Annotated in this window: 23 protein-coding genes and 1 other annotated feature; of the genes, 22 read left to right on the top strand and 1 reads right to left on the bottom strand. The window is 38.3% G+C overall.

The window, feature by feature from the left end:
• Positions 1-19: 19 nt before the first annotated feature.
• The 20 genes from LS41612_RS18400 (at position 20) to ileS (ending at position 20447) form a co-directional block, all read left to right on the top strand.
• Positions 20-1936 (top strand): stage V sporulation protein D, encoded by a 1917-nt coding sequence (locus tag LS41612_RS18400; protein WP_024362144.1) that lies wholly within the window; start codon positions 20-22, stop codon positions 1934-1936.
• Positions 1937-2061: 125 nt separating this feature from the next.
• Positions 2062-3033 (top strand): phospho-N-acetylmuramoyl-pentapeptide-transferase, encoded by a 972-nt coding sequence (mraY, locus tag LS41612_RS18395; protein ID WP_024362143.1) that lies wholly within the window; start codon positions 2062-2064, stop codon positions 3031-3033.
• A complete protein-coding gene (murD, locus tag LS41612_RS18390; protein ID WP_024362142.1) occupies positions 3033-4382 on the top strand; it encodes a UDP-N-acetylmuramoyl-L-alanine--D-glutamate ligase in 1350 nt (449 codons plus the stop codon). The genes mraY and murD overlap by 1 nt, the downstream gene beginning before the upstream one ends.
• Before the next feature lie 40 nt (positions 4383-4422).
• Positions 4423-5502 (top strand): putative lipid II flippase FtsW, encoded by a 1080-nt coding sequence (gene ftsW, locus LS41612_RS18385; RefSeq protein WP_024362141.1) that lies wholly within the window; start codon positions 4423-4425, stop codon positions 5500-5502.
• Between the two features lie 21 nt (positions 5503-5523).
• A complete protein-coding gene (locus LS41612_RS18380) occupies positions 5524-6357 on the top strand; it encodes a cell division protein FtsQ/DivIB (RefSeq protein ID WP_024362140.1) in 834 nt (277 codons plus the stop codon).
• A complete protein-coding gene (locus LS41612_RS18375; RefSeq protein ID WP_024362139.1) occupies positions 6335-7063 on the top strand; it encodes a DUF881 domain-containing protein in 729 nt (242 codons plus the stop codon). Before LS41612_RS18380 ends, LS41612_RS18375 begins: the two co-directional genes overlap by 23 nt.
• Before the next feature lie 129 nt (positions 7064-7192).
• Complete coding sequence (locus LS41612_RS18370; RefSeq protein WP_024362138.1) at positions 7193-7912, top strand: DUF881 domain-containing protein; 720 nt, start codon at positions 7193-7195, stop codon at positions 7910-7912.
• 3 nt (positions 7913-7915) lie between these two features.
• Positions 7916-8287 (top strand): small basic family protein, encoded by a 372-nt coding sequence (locus tag LS41612_RS18365; protein WP_024362137.1) that lies wholly within the window; start codon positions 7916-7918, stop codon positions 8285-8287.
• A 94-nt stretch (positions 8288-8381) separates the two neighbouring features.
• Positions 8382-9665: a cell division protein FtsA gene (gene ftsA, locus LS41612_RS18360; RefSeq protein ID WP_024362136.1), complete on the top strand. Its 1284-nt coding sequence runs from the start codon at positions 8382-8384 to the stop codon at positions 9663-9665.
• Positions 9666-9718: 53 nt separating this feature from the next.
• Positions 9719-10876 carry a cell division protein FtsZ gene (ftsZ, locus tag LS41612_RS18355; protein ID WP_024362135.1) on the top strand — a complete coding sequence of 386 codons (1158 nt, stop codon included), beginning with the start codon at positions 9719-9721 and terminating at the stop codon, positions 10874-10876.
• Between the two features lie 201 nt (positions 10877-11077).
• Positions 11078-11911: a sigma-E processing peptidase SpoIIGA gene (locus LS41612_RS18350; RefSeq protein WP_024362134.1), complete on the top strand. Its 834-nt coding sequence runs from the start codon at positions 11078-11080 to the stop codon at positions 11909-11911.
• A gap of 13 nt (positions 11912-11924) precedes the next feature.
• The gene (gene sigE / locus LS41612_RS18345) at positions 11925-12632 is read left to right on the top strand and encodes an RNA polymerase sporulation sigma factor SigE (protein ID WP_024362133.1); all 708 of its coding nucleotides are present in this window, start codon (positions 11925-11927) and stop codon (positions 12630-12632) included.
• 114 nt (positions 12633-12746) lie between these two features.
• The gene (sigG, locus tag LS41612_RS18340; RefSeq protein ID WP_024362132.1) at positions 12747-13520 is read left to right on the top strand and encodes an RNA polymerase sporulation sigma factor SigG; all 774 of its coding nucleotides are present in this window, start codon (positions 12747-12749) and stop codon (positions 13518-13520) included.
• A gap of 219 nt (positions 13521-13739) precedes the next feature.
• A complete protein-coding gene (locus LS41612_RS18335; RefSeq protein ID WP_024362131.1) occupies positions 13740-13976 on the top strand; it encodes a YlmC/YmxH family sporulation protein in 237 nt (78 codons plus the stop codon).
• Positions 13977-14147: 171 nt separating this feature from the next.
• Complete coding sequence (locus LS41612_RS18330; RefSeq protein WP_024362130.1) at positions 14148-14852, top strand: YggS family pyridoxal phosphate-dependent enzyme; 705 nt, start codon at positions 14148-14150, stop codon at positions 14850-14852.
• Positions 14836-15330 (top strand): cell division protein SepF, encoded by a 495-nt coding sequence (locus tag LS41612_RS18325; RefSeq protein ID WP_024362129.1) that lies wholly within the window; start codon positions 14836-14838, stop codon positions 15328-15330. The genes LS41612_RS18330 and LS41612_RS18325 overlap by 17 nt, the downstream gene beginning before the upstream one ends.
• Positions 15331-15350: 20 nt before the next feature.
• Positions 15351-15629 (top strand): YggT family protein, encoded by a 279-nt coding sequence (locus LS41612_RS18320; protein WP_024362128.1) that lies wholly within the window; start codon positions 15351-15353, stop codon positions 15627-15629.
• A 115-nt stretch (positions 15630-15744) separates the two neighbouring features.
• On the top strand, positions 15745-16533 hold the full coding sequence (locus LS41612_RS18315; RefSeq protein ID WP_024362127.1) for a YlmH family RNA-binding protein: 789 nt from the start codon (positions 15745-15747) through the stop codon (positions 16531-16533).
• Positions 16534-16628: 95 nt separating this feature from the next.
• A complete protein-coding gene (locus tag LS41612_RS18310; protein ID WP_024362126.1) occupies positions 16629-17153 on the top strand; it encodes a DivIVA domain-containing protein in 525 nt (174 codons plus the stop codon).
• Positions 17154-17264: 111 nt separating this feature from the next.
• Positions 17265-17486 (top strand) — a binding site (T-box leader).
• Between the two features lie 192 nt (positions 17487-17678).
• Positions 17679-20447 (top strand): isoleucine--tRNA ligase, encoded by a 2769-nt coding sequence (ileS, locus tag LS41612_RS18305; protein WP_024362125.1) that lies wholly within the window; start codon positions 17679-17681, stop codon positions 20445-20447.
• 183 nt (positions 20448-20630) lie between these two features.
• Here ileS and LS41612_RS18300 read toward each other — a convergent pair whose 3' ends face one another.
• On the bottom strand, positions 20631-21809 hold the full coding sequence (locus tag LS41612_RS18300) for an AraC family transcriptional regulator (RefSeq protein ID WP_024362124.1): 1179 nt from the start codon (positions 21807-21809) through the stop codon (positions 20631-20633).
• A gap of 245 nt (positions 21810-22054) precedes the next feature.
• On the opposite strand from LS41612_RS18300, the gene LS41612_RS18295 reads away from it, so the two are divergent.
• Together LS41612_RS18295 and LS41612_RS18290 are read left to right on the top strand one after the other, a co-directional pair.
• Positions 22055-22384 carry a DUF485 domain-containing protein gene (locus LS41612_RS18295; protein WP_024362123.1) on the top strand — a complete coding sequence of 110 codons (330 nt, stop codon included), beginning with the start codon at positions 22055-22057 and terminating at the stop codon, positions 22382-22384.
• A gap of 23 nt (positions 22385-22407) precedes the next feature.
• Positions 22408-23976 (top strand): sodium/solute symporter, encoded by a 1569-nt coding sequence (locus LS41612_RS18290; RefSeq protein ID WP_024362122.1) that lies wholly within the window; start codon positions 22408-22410, stop codon positions 23974-23976.
• Positions 23977-24769: the final 793 nt, after the last annotated feature.

Here is a 24769-nt window from a genome sequence, read left to right as displayed (position 1 = left end):
AAACAAGGTGTGATGTCGAATGAAGTGGATTTCTATCCATTCCAAAAAACGTTTACGTATTTTATATGTTTTGTTTTTGTGCGTAGCTGTAGCGATAGTTATTCGGTTATTTGTTTTACAAGTATTTGATCAAAAAGAATTGACACAAAAAGCAGAAGAAAACTGGGATCGTGAAATTCCTTTTGCCAATGAGCGAGGACATATTACGGACAGGGATGGTAATAGTATTGTGACCAATAAGCTGGCGCCTACCTTATATTTTATGCCTTCGCAAAGCAAAGATATTGCAGGAGCAGCCGCACAAATAGCACAGGTACTGGAAGTAGACCAACAAAAACTGTTGGAAAAGATGCAGAAAAAGGCGTACTTAGTAAAGCTAGCACCTGAAGGGAAAAATATTTCCTACGAGAAAGCTGTTCAACTACAAGGCATGCAAATTGAGGGATTATATAGTGGTGTGGATTACTCAAGAGATTATCCTTATGGCACGCTTCTATCGCGATTTTTAGGTTTTACAGGATATGATGCGCAAGGGCTAGCAGGTATAGAATATGAGTATGACAAACTATTGCGAGCGAATTCTTCAGCTATACGACTTTTTACAGATGCCAAAGGTAATAACTTACCCAATGTTGCAAGTGCATGGAAAGCAGGAGAAGATGGGGCAACAATTGAGCTAACGATTGATGTCGATGTACAGCAAGTCGTTGAACGTGAATTATCACAGGCAATGGAACGTTATGAAGCAGATCAGGCAATGGCGGTAGCAATGAATCCTAATACAGGTGAAATACTAGCTTTAGCCTCCTATCCAACCTTTCATCCGGCTGAATATCAACAGGTCGAGCCTTCTATCTACAATCGGAATTTGCCGGTGTGGATGACCTATGAGCCAGGTTCTACTTTCAAAATTATTACGCTTAGTGCTGCTTTAGAAGAGAACTTGGTGGACTTAGAAAAGGATACTTTTTACGATCAAGGCTATACAATGGTTGCCGGTGCTAGACTGCGCTGTTGGAAGCGTGAAGGCCATGGACATGAAACGTTTTTAGAAGTTGTACAAAATTCTTGTAACCCTGGTTTTATAGAATTAGGTCAACGTTTGGGTAGTGAAAGATTATTACAGTATATTAAAGACTTTGGTTTTGGAGAAAAAACAGGCTCCAATATTGCTGGTGAAGCTTCAGGGATACTATTTTCGAAAGAGGCATTTGGCCCTGTAGAACAAGCGACCACTTCATTCGGTCAAGGGGTAGCCGTAACACCGATCCAGCAGGTGCAAGCAGTAGCTGCTGCAGTCAATGGGGGCAAGCTGTATACGCCGTATGTTGTAAAGAAAATATTTAATCCAGATACAGGTGAAACGATTAACGAAACAAAACCAGTTATTAAAAGGCAAGTAATTCGTGAAGAAACGTCTGCAAAAGTACGTGAAGCATTAGAGTCGGTAGTAGCGAAGGGGTCAGGTCGACAAGCGTATCGAGATGGTCTACGTATTGGGGGTAAAACAGGTACAGCACAAAAAGTTGAAAATGGCCGGTATAAAGATGGCGAGTATATCGTATCTTTTATAGGCTTTGCACCAGCTGATAATCCACAAATTGTCGTATATGTAGCGGTGGATAATCCGAAGAAAACAACGCAATTTGGTGGCGTGGTAGCGGCTCCGATTGTTGGTCAAATTATTGAAGATGTAGCACCTTTTATTGGCATTGAAAAATCAAAGGAACAGCTTGAAAAGGATTATCGTTGGGGTGACCCACTTACTGTGAAAGTACCTAGTTTTATTGGTCAAACGAAGGATGACATTGCCAAGCAACATTATCCATTCCGTATTGAATGGCATGGAGAAGGAGCTAAAATTGGTAGTCAATTACCTGAAGTGGATAGTGTTATCAAACAAGACGGCACCATTCATTTATATTTAGTGAACTAATGTAACTTTACCTTTAAAAAAAGGGAAAGAACCACTATTATTATGAAGGGTAGTAATAATTATATGAGAGTTTGTGCTTTTTTCGTGAAGAAGAAAGTGAAACAAGATTTAAAGGAGATTTTTCAATGAAACTCGCAACAACGCTTACCATTTTAGCTATTGCTTTTATAGTAACAGTTATCTTGGCACCAATTAGTATTCCACTTCTTCGTCGATTGAAGTTTGGGCAAAGTATTCGTGAAGAAGGACCAAAATCACACATGAAAAAAGCAGGTACACCAACAATGGGGGGCATTATCTTTTTAATCGCCATCATCCTTACAACAGTTGGCATTGGCAGCTTTTTAGATTTATTCACCTCACAAACCGTGGTCCTTTTACTTGTGCTCGTAGGCTTTGGCTTGATTGGCTTTTTAGATGACGGCTTGAAGGTTATCTTTAAACGCAATCTTGGGTTGACATCTATTCAAAAGTTAATAGGGCAAATTGTCATCGCAATACTTGCATACTTCTTATTACACGCAAGTTCTTTTGATACCACATTAGCTATTCCTTTTACAGACTGGACAATTGATCTTGGTATTTTTTATGTAGCGTTTTTAATTTTCTGGTTAGTTGGTTTCTCTAATGCTGTTAACCTAACAGATGGTCTAGACGGGCTAGTGGCAGGTACAGCTTCTATTGCTTTTGCGGCATTCGGTGTAATTGCGCTATTCCAAGATCAAGCTGATATCGCTTTATTTACATTTGCAGTAACGGGTGCTTTGTTAGGGTTTTTACTATTCAATGCAAACCCTGCAAAGGTATTTATGGGAGATACCGGTTCACTTGCACTCGGTGGTGCATTAGCGATGGTATCTGTCTTAGTTAAAGAAGAGTTTTTACTTGTATTAGTTGGATTAGTGTTTGTTATTGAAACACTATCTGTCATTTTGCAGGTGGGTAGCTTTAAAATCCGTAAAAAACGTATTTTTAAAATGAGTCCTATCCACCATCATTTTGAATTATCAGGTTGGTCAGAATGGAAAGTTGTACTTGTCTTTTGGTCAACTGCTTTAGCAGTAGCATTGATTGCAGTCTTATCGGAGGCGTTCTAATGAGAGAGTATACAGATTTACAACATAAAAAAGTCCTTGTTTTAGGCCTAGCTAAAAGTGGTGTTGCAGCAGCGGAGATTTTACATGAGCTTGGCGCCTTTGTGACAGTCAATGATTCTAAGCCGTTTGATGAAAGCCCTGATGCACAAGGTCTATTGCAAAAAGGCATTACCGTTATTTGTGGTCGTCATCCCGAGGATTTACTTGATGAAGGCTTTGAAATAGTCGTCAAAAATCCAGGTATCCCATATAGCAATAACATCGTAGCAGATGCGATAAAACGTGAAATTCCTGTATGGACAGAAATAGAGCTTGCTTATTTAATTAGTGATGCACCATTTGTTGGTATTACTGGTTCTAATGGTAAAACGACAACGACGACATTAATATTCGAAATGCTGGAAAATGGTGCGAAGAAGCCATTAATCGCAGGTAATATTGGGACCGTAGCTTGTGGAGTAGCAAAAGAAGCGCAAGAAGATAATGTCATTGTGACAGAGCTTTCATCATTCCAACTGATGGGTACTAAAACATTTAAACCAAAAATTTCTATATTAACAAATCTTTATGATGCACACCTTGATTATCACGGTACGTTTGATAACTATGCTGAAGCAAAATTTGGCGTAACACGCAATCAAGATGAAACAGATTATTTCATTTTCAATGCGGATCAGCCGATTGTTGTGGGCTATGCTGCAAAATCCAATGCACAGAAAGTGCCGTTTTCGTCGAAAGGACGTACCGAGCAAGGGATTAGTGCCGATGATACAACAATCTATTGGCAAGGTGAACCGTTTATGGACAGAGCGATTATTGCATTGCCAGGTAAACATAATTTAGAAAATATTTTAGCGGCAGTAGCAGCTTGTATATTGATCGGCTGCGAAAAAGCTAAAATGGAAGAGGTTTTAGCTAAATTTGGAGGTGTCCGTCACCGTACCCAATTTGTCCGTGAGTGGAATGGACGGAAAATTTATAATGATTCTAAAGCAACTAATTGCCTAGCAACGAAAAGTGCGCTGGATGCATTCCAAGCACCCGTTATTTTGCTAGCGGGTGGTTTAGACCGTGGACATTCTTTTGAAGAGTTACGACCTTGCATGGGGCATGTCAAAGGTGTAGTAGCGTTCGGTGAAACGGGCTTACGCTTTGTAGAATTTGCTAAGTCTTGTGGAGTTTCACAAACGGTCATTGCTCAAAATGTAGAGGATGCAGTTCATTATGCCGCACCAATGTCTGCAGAAGGAGATGTTATTTTATTATCACCTGCCTGTGCAAGTTGGGATCAATATGACAGCTTTGAAATCCGTGGGGATGTTTTTATTGATGCTGTAATGAAGCTGTAACGAGCCTGTAACTATTTTAGAATATACTTGACGTGGAAGGATGGCATTACTGAGAGGGAAAGAAAGCTATTTATTGCTCGTCACAACTTTGATGCTATCAGTAATCGGCATTATTTTCGTCTATTCTGCAGGTACCTATTGGAGTGCCGTTCATTATAGTGGAAAAATGCCGTTTTATATGAAACAAAGTTTGTATTTTGGGGTAGGCATTGTCGTGTTTTTCATCACGATTCGATTAGAAATCTTGAAAGAGCAATCCTTTTGGAAGATGGCTTATCTATTTTCGTTGGTTTTACTTGTCCTTGTTCTTATACCAGGGATTGGTCTTGAGCGAAATGGTTCACAAAGTTGGATTGGTGTTGGACCATTAACCATACAACCTGCTGAAATAACGAAAATTACCGTTCTTGTTTACATGAGTCATATATTGGCGCAACATAAAACCGGAACACCAGTAGTAAATTGGCGTCATGCCGTAATAGTAATAATACCGGTTGCACTGATTATGCTTCAGCCCGATTTTGGCTCTGTTTTTATACTCGTTGTCTCTGTTTTTTTACTGTTATTTGTGGCAGGTTATCCGTTAAAACTTTATGCAATGATTATGGTAGCGGGAGTTGCTGGATTAGTAGGATTGATTGCAACAGCACCTTATCGACTTAAACGAATTGAAGCGTTTCTTGATCCATGGGCCGACCCTTTAGTCAGTGGTTTCCAAGCTGTACAATCGTTAATGGCAATTGGTCCAGCAGGGATTTTTGGACATGGCTTTGGCCAAAGTAGACAAAAGTTCTTGTATTTACCTGAACCACAAAATGATTTTATTTATGCGATTATTTTAGAAGAAATCGGTTTAGTAGGTGGACTTGTTATTTTAGCGCTGTTTGTGTTGACAATATACGCTGGTTATAAGTTTGCAGTACAGGCTAAATCAAGAACATCCTATTACGCCATTATTGGACTTGTGACAATGTTAACGGTGCAGGCATTTTTAAATATTGCAGTAGTAATCGGTTTGGTTCCTGTAACCGGTGTCACATTACCTTTTATTAGCTATGGTGGAACATCTTTAGTAACAATGTGGTTAATAATAGGTATTATTTATCAATTAGCGAAATAAATATAAAGGAGGAGTACTTTTATGGAGAAAGTAATTGATATAGAAGATCGCATCCCTACGCTAAAACTGCGACGAAAAAAGCGTACAAATCGTAAATTCATAGTCCTAATATTACTTTTCTTTTTGGTGCTAGCTGTACTCCTTTATTTTCAATCTCCTTACAGTGATATTAAAAACATTACGGTGAACGGTGCTAAACTAGCTGACGAGCAATATTACTTAGATGCTAGTACACTTGCACCAGGAAAGTCGATGTGGGGTTTTACGGTTAAAGATGTAGAACAGGCTATACTAAAGGACAAATGGGTGCAAGAGGTACAAGTGAAGCGTAAATGGCTGAGAGGCGTAACGATTGATATTAAGGAATGGAAAAAAGTTGCGTATCTAGCGGGTGATGGAACCTATTACCCATTATTAGAGAACGGTAAAAAATTTGAGCAAGCTGGCGACAATATCCCGATTGATGCGCCCGTTTTTATTGGCATAACGGGGGAAAAGACCATTAACAAGCTTGTAGAACAATTAGCCCGTTTAAAACCTGAAGTTTTAGCTTTAATCTCACAAGTCAATACTAACAGTAATGAGGCCAATCCTAATGCGGTCAAGCTTTATATGAATGACGGCTATGAAGTACGTGCAGTGATACCAACATTAGCTGAAAAGCTAAATTATTATCCATCCATTGTTGCGCAAATTGCAGATTTAGAAAAGGGAGTTATCGACATAGAAGTCGGCTCTTATTACCGTCCCTTTAATGATGAGTACAACAAAGTGAACATTGATATGGAGGACAACCCTGATGGAAAAGTGGCCAATCAGGAAGTGAATGAAGATGAACAACAAGAAACAGAATAGCAAAGGGAATTTCTTTACGAGGAAACAATTTGAGCTGCTCATCGTTTGCATAACAACTGGGTTTATCATCGGCTATTCTTACAACCAAGCGAAGGACAATCGCCAAAGTAGCGCCATTAAATCAGAGCTATTTGAACAAGAAGATTCATATCGTGAGGAGCTCATTGAACAACAAGAGCGCAATAAAGAACTCACAGAAGAAGCCAACATGTTACAAGAAAAGATTCGGCACTATGAAAAGAAATTTGCATCAAATGAAAAGGATTCTAAGAACTTAGTTCAAGAAGCAGAAGATTTACGATTATTGTTAGGTGATTTAGATTCAGAAGGAAAGGGTATACGTATTACACTTCAAGATGGTGATTACGATCCTAAATCTGTAAACCCTAATGATTATATCGTCCACGAAAGTCATGTTTTTAAGTTGCTAAATGAATTAAAAATTTCTGGAGCACAAGCGATTGCCATTAATGGACAACGGGTCATGGCGAATTCTTATATTAGATGTAATGGCCCTGTTATTACAATTGACGGCAAGCAACACCCAGCTCCATTTGTCATCGAGGCAATTGGGGATTCGGCGACACTCCGCGCTTCATTGAACTTAAGTGGTGGTGTAGTAGATCAGTTGCTAAATGACAACATTGTGGTGTCCTTAGAAGAAAATCAAAAGTTAATGATGCCTAATGTCAAAGTAGAAAGTTAAACATGGGCAGAAAGTTATGTTAAGCCTCCTGTGGATGTCCTAGATCATTATTTGTATTTATAAAATGCAAAGTCTAAATTTGATGATATCAAGGAGTAATTGTTTGCGATGCGTCTAGGAGGGGCTATTTTGAAAAAAAATATGTACACCCGAATAACGATCGTGCTATTTATTATCGGTTTGATGATAGCGGTACAATACAATACCATTCAAAAACCAGCTGAGCGAGATACACGAGATATTTGGGCCATACGAGAGGAATTAGCAGAAGAAAAGAAAAGGCATTCCACATTATTAGCAGATATTCGCTCACTCAATGAGGTAGTGGGTCGCTATGAGCAATCTGAAAAAACTAATTTACAAGGTGTTTTAAATGAGACAGTAAATCGTTTAAAACAACAGGCAGGTCTTACGGATATAACAGGTCCTGGGGTGATACTTCGAGTGGAGCCAGCCCCAGAATTAGTAGCAATGGGGTATGAAATAAAAGAGATTTCTCCAGACTTACTGACCCAATTACTGAATGAATTATTTAAATATGATGCTGCTAGTGTTGCAATTGATGGAAATCGTATTGTTCATACCACAGCTATTAGGGACATCAATGGGAGAACAACGGTGAACAGTGTAGCACTGTCTTCGCCACCATTCGAAATTTATGTTGGGACAACGACATTTAAGGCAGCTCAAAAAATGTATAATTCCATTCAAGCTTCAACATTTATCGATTCATTTTATTTAGATAATTTTAATTTAGTGATAGAGGAGCCGACTGAATTGGTAACCATACCGGCATTCGATCAGCCATTGACGAATGATTATTTAACAGAGGTCAAAAAAGGAGAATAAACTATGTGGCTACCATTTCTAGGTTTGGTGCTTGGACTAGCATTAGGCTTGTTAACAAATATCCAAATCCCCTCTATTTATGAAAATTATTTGTCTATAGCAGTGCTGGCTGCTTTAGATACGTTATTTGGCGGTATACGAGCTCAATTACAGCAAGTATATGACGATAAAGTATTTGTATCAGGTTTCTTTTTTAATATAGTTCTTGCGGCGGGACTGGCATTTTTAGGTGTGAATTTAGGTGTAGACTTATATTTAGCAGCCATTTTCGCTTTTGGAGTACGTTTGTTCCAAAATATAGCAATCATTAGGCGTATTTTACTAACTCGGTTAGATGAAAAACGTCACAACAAGAAGAAAACTTCCATAGAATGAGAGAAAAATTGACCAAAATACTCGATTTGCTTAGACATTATGCAAGATTTACAATAGAATGAAATTAAGAGCATTTTCAAGGAGGTGCAGCGAATTGAATCAGCAGGAATTGTATATATCACTCGATATAGGATCTTCCTCTATCAAAGTATTAATAGGTGAAATGAGCGACGGACAATTACATGTAATTGGGGTCGGTAATGTAAAATCGAATGGTGTTCGAAAAGGTGCGATTGTTGATATTGATGCAACAGTTCAGTCTATTCGGAAAGCAGTAGAACAAGCAGAGCGGATGACTGGTTATCAAATCGATGAAGTCGTTTTAGGCGTTCCAGCGAACCAGACGATGTTACAACTAGTTAAAGGTGTTGTCGCTGTAAATAGTGAAAATAGAGAAATTACAGATGATGATTTAGACAGAGTGGTAGAATCTGCACAAGTCATGTCAATACCTCCTGAACGTGAATTAGTCAACATCATTCCTAGACAGTTTATAGTAGATAATTTAGATGAAATTAAAGATCCACGAGGTATGATAGGTATTCGTCTCGAAATGGACGCGACAATGATTACGACCTCTAAAACGTTGTTACACAATGTACTTCGTTGCGTAGAGAAAGCAGGATTAAGCATTAGAGAAATATATTTACAACCACTGGCTGCTGGTTTTTTTGCATTAACGGAAGATGAGAAAAACCAAGGAACAGCATTTATTGAATTGGGTGGTGGCTCAACGACTATTGCAGTATTTGAAGAAGGGCTACTGACACACACTGGTGTTATTCCAGTAGGTGGTGACCATATTACAAAAGACATTTCAATTGTTTTAAAAACACCGACAGATCAAGCGGAGCAAATAAAACACCAATTTGGACATGCCTTTTACGATGATGCTTCAGACGATGAACTGTTTGAAGTGCCAGTTGTAGGTACAGATTCTAGGGATCAGTACAGCCAACGCTATATTTCTGAAATTATTGGTGCAAGATTAGAAGAATTATTTGAACTAGTAATTGATGAGTTAGCACGTTTAGGCGTTCGCGATTTGCCAGGCGGTGTTGTTTTAACAGGTGGTGTTGCAAAGCTAGATGGTATTGCTCAATTAGCACGCCAAATACTGCAAACGCGTGTTAGAATATATACTCCAGATTATATTGGCGTTAGAGAGCCTTCATTTACGACGGCAGTTGGACTGATTCGTTACGCCTATTTAGAAGATGATTTTTACGGAAAAGGTACGAATACGCAGCCTATTGAATATGCGGTTGTTGGTGCACAAGCGCCTGCATCTAAAAAGCAAGAATATGCTGCACCTTCAGAATCAAAAGGAAGCGTAATCGGTAGAGCAAAAAAATTATTTGATAAATTTTTTGATTAACTTGAATGCGTAATGAATGATACAGAGTCGAGTTACCGTGGGAGGAAAAAAGAATGTTAGAATTTGATACAAGTGTCGATCAACTTGCAGTTATAAAAGTCATTGGTGTGGGTGGTGGCGGTAACAACGCTGTTAACCGAATGATAGAGCATGGTGTACAAGGCGTTGATTTTATCGCTGTGAACACGGATGCACAGGCTTTAAATTTATCGAAAGCTGAAATTAAGCTACAAATCGGTACAAAGCTTACACGTGGTTTAGGAGCAGGAGCTAATCCAGAAGTAGGGAAAAAAGCGGCAGAAGAAAGCCGTGAACAATTAGAAGAAGTATTACGCGGAGCGGATATGGTATTCGTTACAGCTGGAATGGGCGGAGGCACAGGTACTGGTGCTGCACCAGTTATCGCACAAATTGCCCGTGATTTAGGAGCTCTAACAGTAGGTGTCGTAACACGTCCGTTTACTTTTGAAGGGCGCAAACGACAAACACAGGCAATCGGTGGTATCGGAGGCATGAAAGAAGCTGTAGATACTTTGATTGTCATTCCAAACGACAAGCTCTTACAAATTGTCGACAAATCGACTCCGATGCTGGAAGCTTTCCGTGAAGCGGATAACGTTTTACGTCAAGGTGTACAAGGTATTTCGGATTTAATTGCAACACCAGGTCTTATCAACCTAGACTTTGCGGACGTAAAAACAATTATGTCTAACAAAGGTTCTGCGTTAATGGGTATTGGTATTGCGACAGGTGAAAATCGTGCTGCAGAAGCTGCTAAAAAAGCAATTTCAAGTCCGTTACTCGAATCATCTATTGATGGCGCTAAAGGTGTACTGATGAACATTACAGGTGGTTCTAACCTAAGCTTATTTGAAGTACAAGAAGCGGCAGATATTGTGGCATCGGCTTCAGATGAAGAAGTGAATATGATTTTCGGTTCGGTTATTAATGAAAATTTAAAAGATGAAATCATTGTTACGGTGATTGCAACAGGCTTCTCAGAAGAGGCATTACAACAACACCGAGGAAATGCGCGTCCGAGCATTAATAACAATCGACAAGCTGCTCCACAACAACAAGCGCCAATTCGTGAGCAACGTCAAGAAGTTCATGTACAACAAGAACAACCGCGTCAAAATCATCAAAATTATGCACAAGATGATATGTTAGAAGTACCTGCATTTTTACGTAACCGTAAAAATCGTGGATAATCAAAACTCGTATTTTACATCATGTAAAATACGAGTTTTTTAAGTGCCAGTCACGCAAACAATTCTGAATTGTTTGCGTGACTGGCACTTTTTGTGTAAGGAAACGATGTTTTTTGTCAAAACATTTTTAGGAAATCATGCGATTGTTTGACAATATTTGTAGCGCTGGCATGCTAACTTTGTAAGTAGGAGGCGGCTGTTATGTATGGAGAATGGCTGGTGCTCATTAATACGCTTTATAATCTAGCAATACTGACGTTTACAGCAAAAGTTACAGGCGTTTTTGTAAAGAATACGAGATTATTAATGAGTTCAATAATTAGTAGTTTAATAGCTGTAATTGGTGATCAAACGCTGCTTACGATTGTGCTAAGTTTCATTGTACTAATCGGTCTAGCCTTTCGCTTTAAGCTTCGAAGCTTTCAAAAGCAAGGGCCGATTGTCCTGACAGCTACCATCGTTATCGGCGGACTGTTAACAGCATTACAACCGTATTTAAAGAATCTTTCTGTCATGCATTTTATTGTACTTTGCTTATTGCTCGCAGTTGGTAATTTAATCATTTTTTATAAGCAATGGGGCTTTGTTAAGCTGGAGCGAGTAAGTGGACAATTTGTATTTCAAACAACCTTGAAGGTTTTTGACAAAGAAATTCCACTTTCGGCATTTGTAGATACAGGCAATCAATGTATCGAGCCGTTATCGGGAAAACCTGTCCATTTTGTTTCATATGCAGCGCTACGGCCTTATTTACCAGCGACAATTCGTGAAGCATTAATGCAATGGCGAGAAACAGATCCTTACGATGTATCAATGTTTTCAGTAGATTATCAGCGTCTTATTCGATTTATTCATGTTAATACTGTACAGCAACAAACAGTAGTTTTAGGTTTTCGCTTTGATGAATGGCATATAAAAGGCGAGTCATCACAAGTGAAAACAAATGAATATATCGTGTTAACGAAAAAAGCTAAAAATTTTCCACATAGCACAGCAGCAATTTTACATTTTTCAGCGCTTTCAAATAACTCATAGAGGGGGAGAACTATTGCTTCTTAGGCTACTTGCTAGCTTGAAAAAATTATGGGGTAAGTTTCGGAGTCGTGAAACGTACTATATAGGGGGAAATGATTCATTGCCAGTGCCACTAAGTCGAGAAGAAGAAGTCACAGTCATTGCATCCTTTATGAACGGAGATTTACGAGCTAGAGATACACTTATTGAACGTAATTTACGTCTTGTTGTTTATATTGCTAGACGTTTTGATAATACGGGTACGCCGATTGAAGATTTAATTAGTATTGGTTCGATTGGCTTAATAAAGGCGATTGAAACGTTCAATACAGATAAAAATATTAAACTTGCAACGTACGCATCACGTTGTATTGAAAATGAAATTTTGATGCATTTACGTAAAACGAGTCGCATGAAGGGTGAAGTTTCACTAGATGAGCCACTAAATTCTGATGCTGACGGAAATGAATTATTATTGTCTGATATTTTAGGCACAGAGGAACATATTATTTTAGATAATGTTGAAAAGAAAATTGAACGACAACATATGTTCCATGCCATTAATTTATTAGGTGCACGTGAAAGATATATTATGGAATGTCGTTTCGGTTTAAACGGAAAAATTGAAATGACACAAAAAGAAGTAGCCGATCATTTAGGTATTTCGCAATCATATATTTCTAGGCTAGAAAAGAAAATTATTCAAGATTTACGAGAAAATTTAAATCAGCCAATATCTTAGATAGGGAAATTTATCCTACCTAAAATTGGTCGCGCTTTTTCTGCATATTCTCGATTCTGTCGGACAAACTGATGTAACGGTTTAGTCAGAGAATAACATCCGGAGGAATCGAATATGCGAACAAAAGTAGATCTTTGCGGCTTAGATACATCGACTTTGCCAATTTTAAAGCACGAAGAAATGAAGGAACTCTTCATTCGATTACAAGCAGGAGAAACCGAGATTCGGGAAGAGCTTGTAATGTGCAATTTAAGGTTAGTGCTAAGTATTGTCGGACGATTTGCCTATAGGGGTGAACAGGCAGATGATTTATTTCAGGTAGGCTGTATTGGCCTCATGAAAGCCATTGATCATTTCGATTTAAAGCATAATGTGCGATTTTCAACATATGCTGTACCAATGATCATTGGTGAAATTCGTCGCCATCTGCGTGATCATCATGCACTACGTGTTTCTCGTTCTCTTAGAGATATTGCGTATAAGGCGATGCAGGCAAAAGAACAATGGATAACCGATAATTTGCGAGAACCAACGATTGAAGAAATTGCTGAAATGATTGACATGAAAAAGGAAGATGTATTATTCGCTTTAGATGCCATTCAAGACCCAGTATCATTACAAGAGCCTATTTATGCAGACGGTGGAGACGCTGTTTATATGATGGACCAATTACGTGATGATGATGTATCGGAAGATCAATGGGTTGCCTACGTGTCGGTGAAGGAAAGTTTGCAAAAATTAGATGTACGTCAGCAAATGATTGTAGCAAAGCGTTTTTATTATGGTGAGACACAAACTGAAATTGCCAAAGAATTAGGGATTTCCCAAGCGCAAATTTCACGTCTTGAAAAAAATGCCATTGAAACAATGCAGAAAGATTATAAGTGAGTAGACAATGCGCACCCGAAACTTTCGGTGCGCATTTTATCTTCATTGATAAAAATAAAACGATGGTACATGTCATAGATTTTATTAAAGCTAATAAAGAACAATAATGTGAGCATGTTGCTCTGTGTAGCAGCAAGTTAGCATTTAACAATGCAAGTTTTAGGTTAAATTAAAATTGACACTGGAATGAGTGGTATTGATTTAGTAGGAGGGATACAAATGCGTTTCTCAATGTTACAGCAAAAAGAAGTAATAGAAGCAGGCAATGGACGTTTTTTAGGCTTTGTCGTAGATGCAGAGGTATCGAAAGAAACTGGCTATGTAACTGCGTTTATGATTGCAGAGCCGAGAAAGTATCTAGGTTTTTTTAGAGGAGAAGAGTCGATTAGAAAAGTCCATATGAAGGATGTTCTTGTTGTAGGAAAGGATGTCATTCTAGTAAAGGCATTATCGTAGAATCATAGCATCTGTGTGGCTTGCTTCTATTTTTTGAACAGTAAGACTGTAGCCTCTCATGTCGTTTAAGCAACGTGGATGTATCAGTATTAATAGGTCAGGCTATTCATTGATAAATCAAGAGTTGCTTGTTACAATAAAGGAAACTAAGTTGTAAAGTTGGGAAAAACAGTGACGAAAATCTTAACAAATTTAGACAAAATTAATAGTCAAATTCAAACAGCACAACAACGCTCAAATCGTGAAGCAACTAACGTTCAAATTATTGCTGTAACGAAAGAGGTTTCCGTTGAAAGAACACAAGAAGCAATTGATGCAGGGCTTATACATTTAGGTGAAAATCGTCCTGAGGGCTTAAAGCAAAAAATTGAAGCCATTCAAGCAAATGTACACTGGCATTATATTGGATCATTACAAACTCGAAAAGTAAAACAAGTTATTAATGAAATTGATTACTTACATTCATTAGATCGTTTAAGTTTAGCTGAAGAGATTGAAAAAAGAGCAACAAAACCTGTAAAATGTTTTGTACAAGTTAATGTGTCAGGTGAACAATCGAAGCATGGTTTAACGATTGATGACGCAGTTACATTTATTGAATCTTTACAAAACTTTACGAAAATTCAAGTTGTAGGTCTAATGACAATGGCACCAAATACAGAGGACGAAACAATCATTCGCTCTGTTTTTAAGCAATTAAAACAATGTCAACAGCAAATAGCCGAACGAGGATTCGCACACGCGCCTTGTACCGAGTTATCAATGGGCATGTCTAATGACTTTGAAATAGCGGTAGAGGAAGGAGCTACATTCGTTCGAGTCGGAACGGCTCTTGTTGGAAATGAAAGAGGGGAACAGGATGAGCATGAAAAATAAAATTAAAAACTTCTTTTATCTTGAAGAAGAATTAGAAGAAGAAATCACGCAAGCTCCTATTCAACAGCAACAACCCGTGCAGCAACAACCGATTCATGCAGCTAAACCTAAAAAGGTCATTAAGGAACGTAAAGCACAGATTCATGAAATTGTACCGCAAAGTACAGCTGCCAATAATAATATTGTCAGTTTACAAGCAGCAATGAATACAAAGGGTGCGAAAGTTGTATTAGTAGAACCGAGAGTTTATGCAGAGGCACAAGATATCGCAGAAAACTTAAAGAACAAACGTGCAACGATTGTGAATCTACAACGTATCGATCGAGAACAAGGTATAAGAATCATTGACTTTTTAAGTGGTACAGTCTATGCACTTGGAGGAGATATTCAACGTATAGGCAAAGATATTTTCTTATGCACACCAGATAATGTTGAAGTGTCTGGCGAAATTTCAAATTTTATTTTAGACGATAATTAATAGCGAGGATTGTAGTTTATATGACTTTATATATCATTTTGCATTATGTGGATTTAGCATTTACTGTGTATTCATTTATGCTAGTTGCATATGTTTTAATGTCTTGGGTACCAGCTGCTCAAAGTTCAGCAATTGGCCGTTTTTTAGAAAAAGTATGTGAGCCGTATTTAGGGATTTTTAGAAAATTTATTCCAACTATTGGTATGATTGATATTTCTCCGATTGTAGCAATATTTATGTTGAATTTTATTAAAAACGGGCTTTTTATTGTAATTCAAAAAATATTCTTTATGTTTTAGTCAAAATCCTCACAGTTGGTGGGGATTTTTTGTGTAAAGGGGAAATACTAGGCTTAAAAAAGTAGTAGTTTCAAATGAATGAACAAATGGATGAGGTAGATGAGGTGAACGATAGATGGAGCATTTAATACAACATTTTAGGAAGGATGAGCAACCCTTTATTGAGCAGGTAGTAAGCTGGCAGCGCGAGGTAGAAGATCGTTATGCCCCTAAACTTACTGACTTTTTAGACCCAAGGCAGCGTTTTATTGTAGCATCTGTTATTGGGCAAAATAATGTGCTCCATACAACAAGTGATGGTCTATTTCATGAGGCAGAACGTCAGCGTATGCTTATTTTCCCAACGTATTTTGAACCCCAGAAGGAAGATTACCAGCTGAAAGTCTTTACTATTCACTATCCTGCAAGGTTTGTGCAATTGCGTCATCCAGATGTACTCGGTGCCCTTTTATCTTTAGGGCTTGATCGTGCCAAATTCGGGGATATTCGTGTCAATGAACAACAAGTACAGTTTGTGGTGGCAAAAGAGGTGGCAGATTATGTACGCCTTCATTTAACGGGGATTGGGAAAGTAAAAGTACATGTCGAATCGATGAAAGAGTTTCAAGTGCTAATCGAAAATGAAGAGGACTGGCAGGAGGAGTCACATACGGTTTCTTCAATGCGTTTAGATGTCATTATCGCAACCGTATTAAAGATTTCTCGTCAAAAAGCCCAAGCACTTATTACGGGAAAGAAAGTGCGAGTAAACTGGACTGAACGAGATGCAGTTGCTTTTGAATGTCAAGAAGGTGATATTTTGTCAGTACGTGGAAGTGGTCGAGTGAAAATAATAATGACTGAAGGCCGAACAAAGAAAGATAAAATCCGTTTACAAATCGGTCGATTGACCCAAAAAGGCTAAAAAACATGTAATTTCCATTTATTTTTACTGCTAAGTTGTTAGAACAATTGTATAATAAGAATTACGAATGTACATGTAAAGGAGAGAAGGATCGTATGCCATTATCACCTATTGATATACATAATAAGGAGTTTACAAAATCTTTCAGAGGTTATGCTGAAGATGAAGTAAATGAATTTTTAGATCAAATCATTAAAGATTATGAAAAACTACTGCGTGAGAAAAAAGAAGTCGATAAGCAATTAGAAATGGCTTTAGAGCAAGCGAGACATTTTAATTCTTTAGAGGAAACATTACAAAAATCTATAGTTGTTGCCCAAGAGGCGGCTGATGAAGTACGCAGAAATTCGCAAAAAGAAGCAAAGCTTATTGTGAAGGAAGCAGAAAAAAATGCTGATCGCATCGTCAATGAGGCATTAACGAAAGCACGTAAAGTAACAATCGAGATAGATGAACTGAAAAAACAATCAAAGGTTTTCCGCAATCGTTTTAAAATGCTTGTAGAAGCACAGTTAGATTTACTGAATGCAGATGATTGGGATCATTTATTGCAGTATGATATTGATTTAACCGAAATTCAGTCTTCTGTTGAGGAAGCACAAGAGTCAGAAGAAATGTAAATAAGGCTTTTACTTAAAAAAGTGAAGGTATCATGTGATGAATATGACTTGACGCAATTCGTGGATTTCCATATACTATTGTAATAGTAGATAAAATAAGCACTTATATGCATAGAGGCAGAGACGAAGACAGTATTTGTTAGGCGTTGACAAGCGATTTGGGGATAGTGGGAGCCCATACAAGCAAATAACAAAGAAAATCACTTCTGAGCTAAATAACTGAACGGCTAGTAAGTTATTTCGGAGCGCACAACGTTAACGTGCTTTCAAGCGGTAGTATATTATGTACTACAACTAGGGTGGTACCGCGAGTTCAAGCTTCTCGTCCCTTACAGGGATTGAGAGGCTTTTTTGTTGTTACTGTTTTGACTTTGGGGCATCATTCGCAGGACATTCGAAATAGCATTGTTTAAATATTAAGCGCAAGTCGTGTTGCATTCACTTTGCTGAGGCTTTTAAGAAGCTGTATGCCATGGATGCTAAGCAGTTGTTCTCTGTTTGCAAAAAATAAAGGAGGAATTACAAATGGTTGAATATAAAGAAACCTTATTAATGCCGAAAACGGATTTTCCTATGCGTGGGAACTTACCAGCAAATGAACCAAAAATGCAAGAAAAATGGAATGAGATGGACATCAATAAATTACAAATGGAGCGTACAGCTGGTCGCCCAGAGTATGTGTTACATGATGGCCCTCCATATGCAAATGGTGATATTCATATTGGCCATGCGTTAAATAAAGTGATAAAAGATATGATTACACGCCATCGCTCCATGACTGGCTATCATGTCAACTATATTCCAGGTTGGGATACACATGGTTTACCAATTGAACAAGCTTTAACAAACAAAGGTGTTAAACGTAAAGAAATGTCCATTGCAGATTTCCGTGAGCTTTGTGAAAAATATGCTTATGAGCAAATTGACAATCAGCGTGCACAATTCCGCCGTCTAGGCATTCGTGGCGATTGGGAAAATCCATATATTACGTTAAAACCAGAATTTGAAGCGCGTCAAATTGAAGTATTCGGTAAAATGGCGGAAAAAGGCTATATTTATAAAGGCCTAAAACCAGTATACTGGTCGCCTTCATCTGAGTCTGCATTAGCGGAAGCAGAAATTGAATATAAAGATGTTAAATCAGCTTCTATTTATGTCAGCTTTGCCCTTAAAGATGCAAAAGGTGTTGTGCCAGCCGATGCGAAATTTATTATTTGGACGACTACACCTTGGACACTACCTGCAAACTTAGGGATTTCGTTAAATCCAGAGTTTATCTATGTGGTTGTGGCAGTAGCAGATAAAAAATTCATTATCGCGAAAGAATTGTTAGAAACAGTTGCAAAAGAGCTTGAATGGGAAACGTATGAAGTTGTGCAAGAAGTAAAAGGGGAAGCATTAGATCGTCTTGTAGCCCAACATCCATTCTACGACCGTGAATCGCTTGTGATGGTCGGAGAACATGTTTCTGCGGAAGCAGGTACAGGTTGTGTTCATACAGCTCCAGGACATGGTGAAGATGACTATCAAATTGGGAAAGCTTATGGTTTACCTATTCTTAGTCCAGTGGATAACAGCGGTTGTTATACAGACGAAGCACCAGGTTTTGAAGGTGTCTTCTACAATGATGCAAATAAAATGGTTACTGCCAAATTAGAAGAAGTTGGCGCATTAGAAAAATTAAGCTTCTTTACGCACTCGTATCCACATGACTGGCGTACGAAAAAACCAGTTATTTATCGTGCTACACCACAATGGTTTGCGTCTATCGATGCCTTCCGTGATGAATTATTAGCAGCGGTTAAATCGACGACATTCACACCTGCTTGGGGTGAAACACGTCTTTATAATATGATTCGTGATCGTGGCGATTGGGTTATTTCTCGTCAACGTGCATGGGGTGTACCAATTCCAATTTTCTATGCTGAAAATGGTGAACCAATCATTACACCAGAAACAATTGCGCATATTTCTGCATTATTCCGTGAGCATGGTTCAAATATTTGGTTCCAAATGACTGCGAAAGAATTATTGCCAGAAGGCTTTACACATCCAGGTAGCCCGAATGGTGAGTTTACGAAAGAAAATGATATTATGGACGTTTGGTTTGACTCAGGTTCATCTCACCAAGGTGTGCTAGTTGAACGTGGACTGAAATATCCAGCGGATCTTTACTTAGAAGGTTCTGACCAACACCGTGGATGGTTTAACTCTTCGTTAATTACATCTGTGGCGATTAATGGCTATGCGCCTTATAAAGGCTTATTAACGCACGGTTTCGTTCTTGATGGCGATGGTCGCAAAATGAGTAAGTCACTAGGAAACGTTATTATCCCTCAAAAGGTAATGGACCAATATGGTGCTGATATTTTACGTCTATGGGTAGCATCTGTAGATTATACGGCTGATGTGCGTATTTCTATGGATATGTTAAAACAAGTGTCTGAAGTGTACCGTAAAATCCGTAATACATTCCGTTTCTTACATGGTAATGTAGCTGATTTCAATCCACAAAAAGATCGTGTAGCCTATGCAGATTTACGCGAAATGGATCAATACATTTATATGCGTTTACAAGATGTCTTAAAAACGGTGCGTGGTGCTTACGACCGCTATGATTTTGCGGCTGTCTACCATGCAGTGAATAACTTTGTTGCTGTAGAATTATCTTCTTTCTACTTAGACATCGCAAAAGATGTTGTTTATATTGAAGGGCATGACAATAAAGACCGTCGTGCAATGCAAACAGTCATGTATGATACATTAATGACATTAGTAAAAGTCATGACACCAATTATTCCACATACAACGGATGAGGTGTGGTCTTACTTACATGCACAAGGTGTTGTAGAAGAGATGTCAGTGCAATTAACTGATTTCCCATCAGTAGATGAGCAAGCAAACTTTGATGAGCTTCGTGGCAAATGGGCAGCGATTATCGGAGTACGTGATGATATTCTAAAAGCATTAGAAGAAGCGCGTAATGCTAAAACAATCGGTAAGTCTCTTGAAGCGAAAATAACAGTTTATGCTAACCAAGAAGTGTTAACATTATTGCATGATGCCAACATTGATTTTGCCCAACTTTCTATCGTTTCTGCTTTTGAGGTAGCAGCAATTGAATCAGCTCCTGCTGAAGCGTTAGCGTTAGAACATGTTTCCATTGTTGTTGAAAAAGCAACAGGCGAAAAGTGTGAGCGTTGCTGGTCAATTTCTGCAACAGTTGGAACAAATGAAGCACATCCAACAGTGTGTGCTCGTTGTGCCGAAGTTGTTGAAAAATATTATGTATAAAAATTAATGAACAATGAGCAGCTCGATGATTTTAGATCGGCTGCTCATTTTTTTTAAATGCGTGGAACATGTTGAACATACCGATCCAAATTAAGAACATAGTGGAAAGTAGACCATAAATGGGAGATAAGCGAGGATATCTAGATGAATAGCTTTTAGGATACAAACATGCAAAAGTAACCTTTATTTAAACAATATTTCAATTGTGTTTCGGTAATCCGTTGGAGATATTCCTACATATTTTTTAAATGTAAGGCTGTAATAATTGGGTGTATTAAAGCCCGAGCTTGCTGCGATTTTTTCAATGGTGTAGTCAAATTTCCGCAAGTAGGGGAGTGTTTTGATAATGCGTGTATACGCTACATAATCGACAAAATTACGACCCGTTTCTTTTTTAAATAATCGGCTAAAGTGAGTAGGACTAAAATTAATAGATTTCGCTACATCGCTAATAACTAGCTGTTCATCGTAATGCTCTTCAATGTAGTGAATAGCCTTTTGTAGCTGTTCATGCTTCGTTAAATCCTCATAAAATCGTATATGAATATTATCGACGGGTGGCTTTCTACGTGCTTTTCTAGCTTGACTATAGGATTCTTTGACTTGCATAGATTGCAAAAAAACACCACCAATGCCCATAAAAAGATGGATACTATAATCGTTTTTCAATTGCTCGATTACCGTCAGTAAAGTAGTGACGCCTTCTGTCCAATGTTTAAAAGATGTATGCGTTATAGGAATCCGCATTAGCAGTAATAAGTAACGCTCGAAATTTAAAAAGGACAACGGTGCTTTATCGGCAAAATGTTGACGAAAAACATTTGTAATTACACTACTAGCATCGTAAGGAATTGGTCGGTTTTGCTGAATATCTACGTAGCCTTGAATTAAGAAAACGATATTGGGAATACAGTCAGTTGATAAAAAGGAAGAGGCTTGTACAATTTCCTGTTCATTGTTGATTTCTCCCCGTATTAAGCGTCTTAAAAACGCTTCGCGAAACGGCGATGTATGATCTTGAGGGAATTGTTGCGAAAGTTCAAGCATCGTGACTGTACTTGCTTGCTGTTCTTTATGGGAAGTATAAAGCTTTTTTACAATTCGTAAAAACTTTTGTTTGTGCAACGGTTTTATAAGAAGTGCTTGTAAATTTAATTCAATGGCAATACCTGCCGAGTACGCTAGGTGTACTGCAACAATTGGGACAATAATACTGTTAGGATAATGTTTCTTTAACCGATTGACCTTAATCCAATCAAATAATCCCCTAATTTCATAGACGAATATAACTACCTCGTGTGCACGTGGTTGTGTACATTCAGTAAATGTGTTAGGGAGGAATTCTTCTAACCACCCTAGCATTTGCTGTTTTTCAATTGAATTCTCAACGTACCATACGACGCCTAAAATACTAAACAGCCCCTTTCTAAAGTCAAAAAATATAATGAAGGTTACTAGAAATATTTTAACTTAAAATAGCAATATTTTGTACTAATACAGCAAAATATTGTACCTATATTATTGGAAAAATAGAATAGAATAGTTGTAGTGAATAATAATTTGAAATTTCAGATAATTATTCGTCTATACAAAAGGGGGTTAGTAATATGGCAGGAAGTCATGATTACGAGTATGTAGAAGCTGGAACTGTAGATGTGAAAGATTTGCCACCGTTAGATCCGACAACACATAAAATTATGAAGGATGAGTTTACTACAGGATTTAGCTTAACGGTATTTTATTTTATTTTAATTTTTACTATTCCAGTAATGAATTGGTTTGCTCCTGAATTTGCGTTTAAGAAATTGTGGGGCGGTATGACCGTTACTTGGTTTGTCACGACAATCGTCATGATGTTGATGGCTTTTGTGATTGCCTTTGTGCATACGACATTGTATGAAAAGCGCTTGAAAAAATATGAGATGTCAACGAAGTAGTGCAACTTAAGGGGGTAGGTTGAATGTTAGAGACAATTTTAGAACCAAAAATGTTATTAACAATTGCCCTAATGGCAACGATTGTATACATTACGTATTTAACGAAAAAAAATACAACAGCATCTGATTTCTTCGTTGGGGGACGGAGCTTTGGATGGTTTACGAACGGTTCAGCTATCGGGGGAGACTATTTAAGTGCAGCTACATTTTTAGGGATTGCTGGTTTAACCTTTCAATTAGGCTATGATGGAGCCTATTATGCATTTTGCTTCTCGATTGGTTTGACGCTATTAGCCATTTTTGTTGCTGGGCCATTAAGAAGATTTGGTGCATTTACCGTAGCAGACTTTTTAGCCTATCGCTTTCATAGTAGACGAGCTCGTTTAGCCGCAGTCATTGTAGTTTTAGCCATTTCAGGTTTCTATGCGGCGCCACAGCTACTAGGCGCAGCACAAATATTAAGTATGTTCTTTGGGACTTCTTATGAATTTGGCATTATTTTTACATGTGTCGTGATGATTTTCTATGTAGGAATCGGTGGTATGAAGGGCACGACGATCAACCAAGCATTAGAGCTGTGGATTCGTCTAGGTGCATTCATTGTGATGCTTATTGCAGCGATGTATGGTGGCTTGCATTACGATAAAATTTTAGCAGCTATCAATTCCTTTAATGGACCTATTACTGGGACATCACCGTATGCCTTGGATGGAAGTGATATAAATTTTGATGGTGCCGCGTGGACGGGGACAGGCTTCTATTTCCCGACGTTTTGGCAAACGATTAGTATGACCATTGGTTTAGCATTAGGTACGATAGGGTTACCGCATATTTTATTGCGTTTTTATACAAATCCGAGTGCTAAGGCTGCACGTAAATCTGCTTTAATGGCGATTGGTATTGCGAGTGCATTCTTCTTGTTAGCCGTATTTTTAGGGGTTGTTGGTCGTGCTATTTTCATTTCAGGTACTGCGAGTGAGGAAGTAATGAGAGATCTAGTGCTTGGTGGCAATAACATGGTTATTCCAACAACGGCGCTTGCATTAGGGGGCGATTGGCTGCTCGGTCTTGTGATTGCAGGGGCATTTGCTGCTATTTTCTCTAACTTATCAGGATTATTTATTACTAGCTCTGGTGCATTAGCGCATGATTTATATGCTAGCTTTATGAAAAAAGATATTACACAAAAACAGCGTGTAGTTGCTGGAAAAGTGGCGATTGTTATTTTAGGTATTCTATATGGCGGACTTGGGTTACTCGTAAAGGATGCTTCCATCGGTCATTTAGTTGCTTTAGCATTTACGGTTGCCGCAAGTACATTTACACCAATCTTTATTTTAGGTATTTGGTGGAGAGGGATGACCGAAAAAGGAGCAATTGCAGGGTTAGTGATTGGTCTCCTCGTGTCGATGTGGATGATTTTCTTACCAGGGACACTTCCAAGTTTCCTACAATTCAAAATCCCTGGCATCGTAACAGTACCAGTCGGTTTCCTATCCGTTATTGTCGTGTCATTATTAGATCGTAAAGTACCTGCTGATGTAAACGATTTCATGAAGCGAGTGCACTCGAAGGAATCGGAAACTGCATAGATGATTAACATTGCACGTTTTTTCTTTTAGTGAAGATAGCATAGACGGTAGGAGGCTGGGACAAAAGAGAAAAAGTGTTAGATTGACTGCCATCAATCTAACACTTTTTTGCTGCGCCGTTGTTGCCCGCGTCTAACATTATGTGCTGTTCCTGCCGGAGTCACCACCTCCGTTACCAACAACTAGTAACCCTTCTAATTTTTTATTTATTGCAAAAGTAAGAATAGCTAAGTTAGCCAAGTTCTCCATATAGCAAAAATTTATGAACACCTTTCCTCTGTTCCTTAAATTTTTCTAGTTATGTCCCAGCCTCCTATCGTTTTTTTACTTCTATAAAAATTGTATGAAAAACGTCCAAGCTTACTATATTAAGACGGCTAGACTAAACAGTGAGACTGCTATTGAAAAGCGTTAATCATCTTGATGTATTTTTTAAAACCAAAACATCATATTAGCAGTCGATACTAGTTGATTGGAGTGGAAGGCGCGACACTCCAGTAGGAACAGCACGAGCTGAAAATCCATTTTTGCGGCGACAGCCGCAAAAATTAGTTGAAGCCGTGCCTGCGGAAAGGGAGCACCTGGAACGGAAATCAACGGTTTTCTATTTTTGCATGGAAAGCTTTCTCGAATAGAGGGACAACTCGTTGTTTATTAGGAAACGGCTTTAGTAGGATAGCGGAAAGCTACGATTTTTACTTTTGGGCAACAGCATGTGTTTCTGTCATATTTTCATGTTATATTAGTTATTGCTATATAAGCTCTTATGGTAGAATAGGTAGGATGTTGAGTG

Source organism: Lysinibacillus sphaericus (assembly GCF_002982115.1).
Taxonomy (GTDB): Bacteria; Bacillota; Bacilli; order Bacillales_A; family Planococcaceae; genus Lysinibacillus; species Lysinibacillus sphaericus.
This window is presented reverse-complemented; position numbering and strand designations above follow the sequence as displayed.

Excerpts from the sequence above, each read along its gene's own strand:
- LS41612_RS18400 (WP_024362144.1), top strand. The coding sequence starts at position 20 with ATGAAGTGGATTTCTATCCATTCCAAAAAACGTTTACGTATTTTATAT.
- mraY (WP_024362143.1), top strand. The coding sequence starts at position 2,062 with ATGAAACTCGCAACAACGCTTACCATTTTAGCTATTGCTTTTATAGTA.
- murD (WP_024362142.1), top strand. The coding sequence starts at position 3,033 with ATGAGAGAGTATACAGATTTACAACATAAAAAAGTCCTTGTTTTAGGC.
- ftsW (WP_024362141.1), top strand. The coding sequence starts at position 4,423 with ATGGCATTACTGAGAGGGAAAGAAAGCTATTTATTGCTCGTCACAACT.
- LS41612_RS18380 (WP_024362140.1), top strand. The coding sequence starts at position 5,524 with ATGGAGAAAGTAATTGATATAGAAGATCGCATCCCTACGCTAAAACTG.
- LS41612_RS18375 (WP_024362139.1), top strand. The coding sequence starts at position 6,335 with ATGAACAACAAGAAACAGAATAGCAAAGGGAATTTCTTTACGAGGAAA.
- LS41612_RS18365 (WP_024362137.1), top strand. The coding sequence starts at position 7,916 with ATGTGGCTACCATTTCTAGGTTTGGTGCTTGGACTAGCATTAGGCTTG.
- ftsZ (WP_024362135.1), top strand. The coding sequence starts at position 9,719 with ATGTTAGAATTTGATACAAGTGTCGATCAACTTGCAGTTATAAAAGTC.
- LS41612_RS18350 (WP_024362134.1), top strand. The coding sequence starts at position 11,078 with ATGTATGGAGAATGGCTGGTGCTCATTAATACGCTTTATAATCTAGCA.
- sigG (WP_024362132.1), top strand. The coding sequence starts at position 12,747 with ATGCGAACAAAAGTAGATCTTTGCGGCTTAGATACATCGACTTTGCCA.
- LS41612_RS18335 (WP_024362131.1), top strand. The coding sequence starts at position 13,740 with ATGCGTTTCTCAATGTTACAGCAAAAAGAAGTAATAGAAGCAGGCAAT.
- LS41612_RS18325 (WP_024362129.1), top strand. The coding sequence starts at position 14,836 with ATGAGCATGAAAAATAAAATTAAAAACTTCTTTTATCTTGAAGAAGAA.
- LS41612_RS18320 (WP_024362128.1), top strand. The coding sequence starts at position 15,351 with ATGACTTTATATATCATTTTGCATTATGTGGATTTAGCATTTACTGTG.
- LS41612_RS18315 (WP_024362127.1), top strand. The coding sequence starts at position 15,745 with ATGGAGCATTTAATACAACATTTTAGGAAGGATGAGCAACCCTTTATT.
- LS41612_RS18310 (WP_024362126.1), top strand. The coding sequence starts at position 16,629 with ATGCCATTATCACCTATTGATATACATAATAAGGAGTTTACAAAATCT.
- ileS (WP_024362125.1), top strand. The coding sequence starts at position 17,679 with ATGGTTGAATATAAAGAAACCTTATTAATGCCGAAAACGGATTTTCCT.
- LS41612_RS18300 (WP_024362124.1), bottom strand. The coding sequence starts at position 21,809 with ATGCTAGGGTGGTTAGAAGAATTCCTCCCTAACACATTTACTGAATGT.
- LS41612_RS18295 (WP_024362123.1), top strand. The coding sequence starts at position 22,055 with ATGGCAGGAAGTCATGATTACGAGTATGTAGAAGCTGGAACTGTAGAT.
- LS41612_RS18290 (WP_024362122.1), top strand. The coding sequence starts at position 22,408 with ATGTTAGAGACAATTTTAGAACCAAAAATGTTATTAACAATTGCCCTA.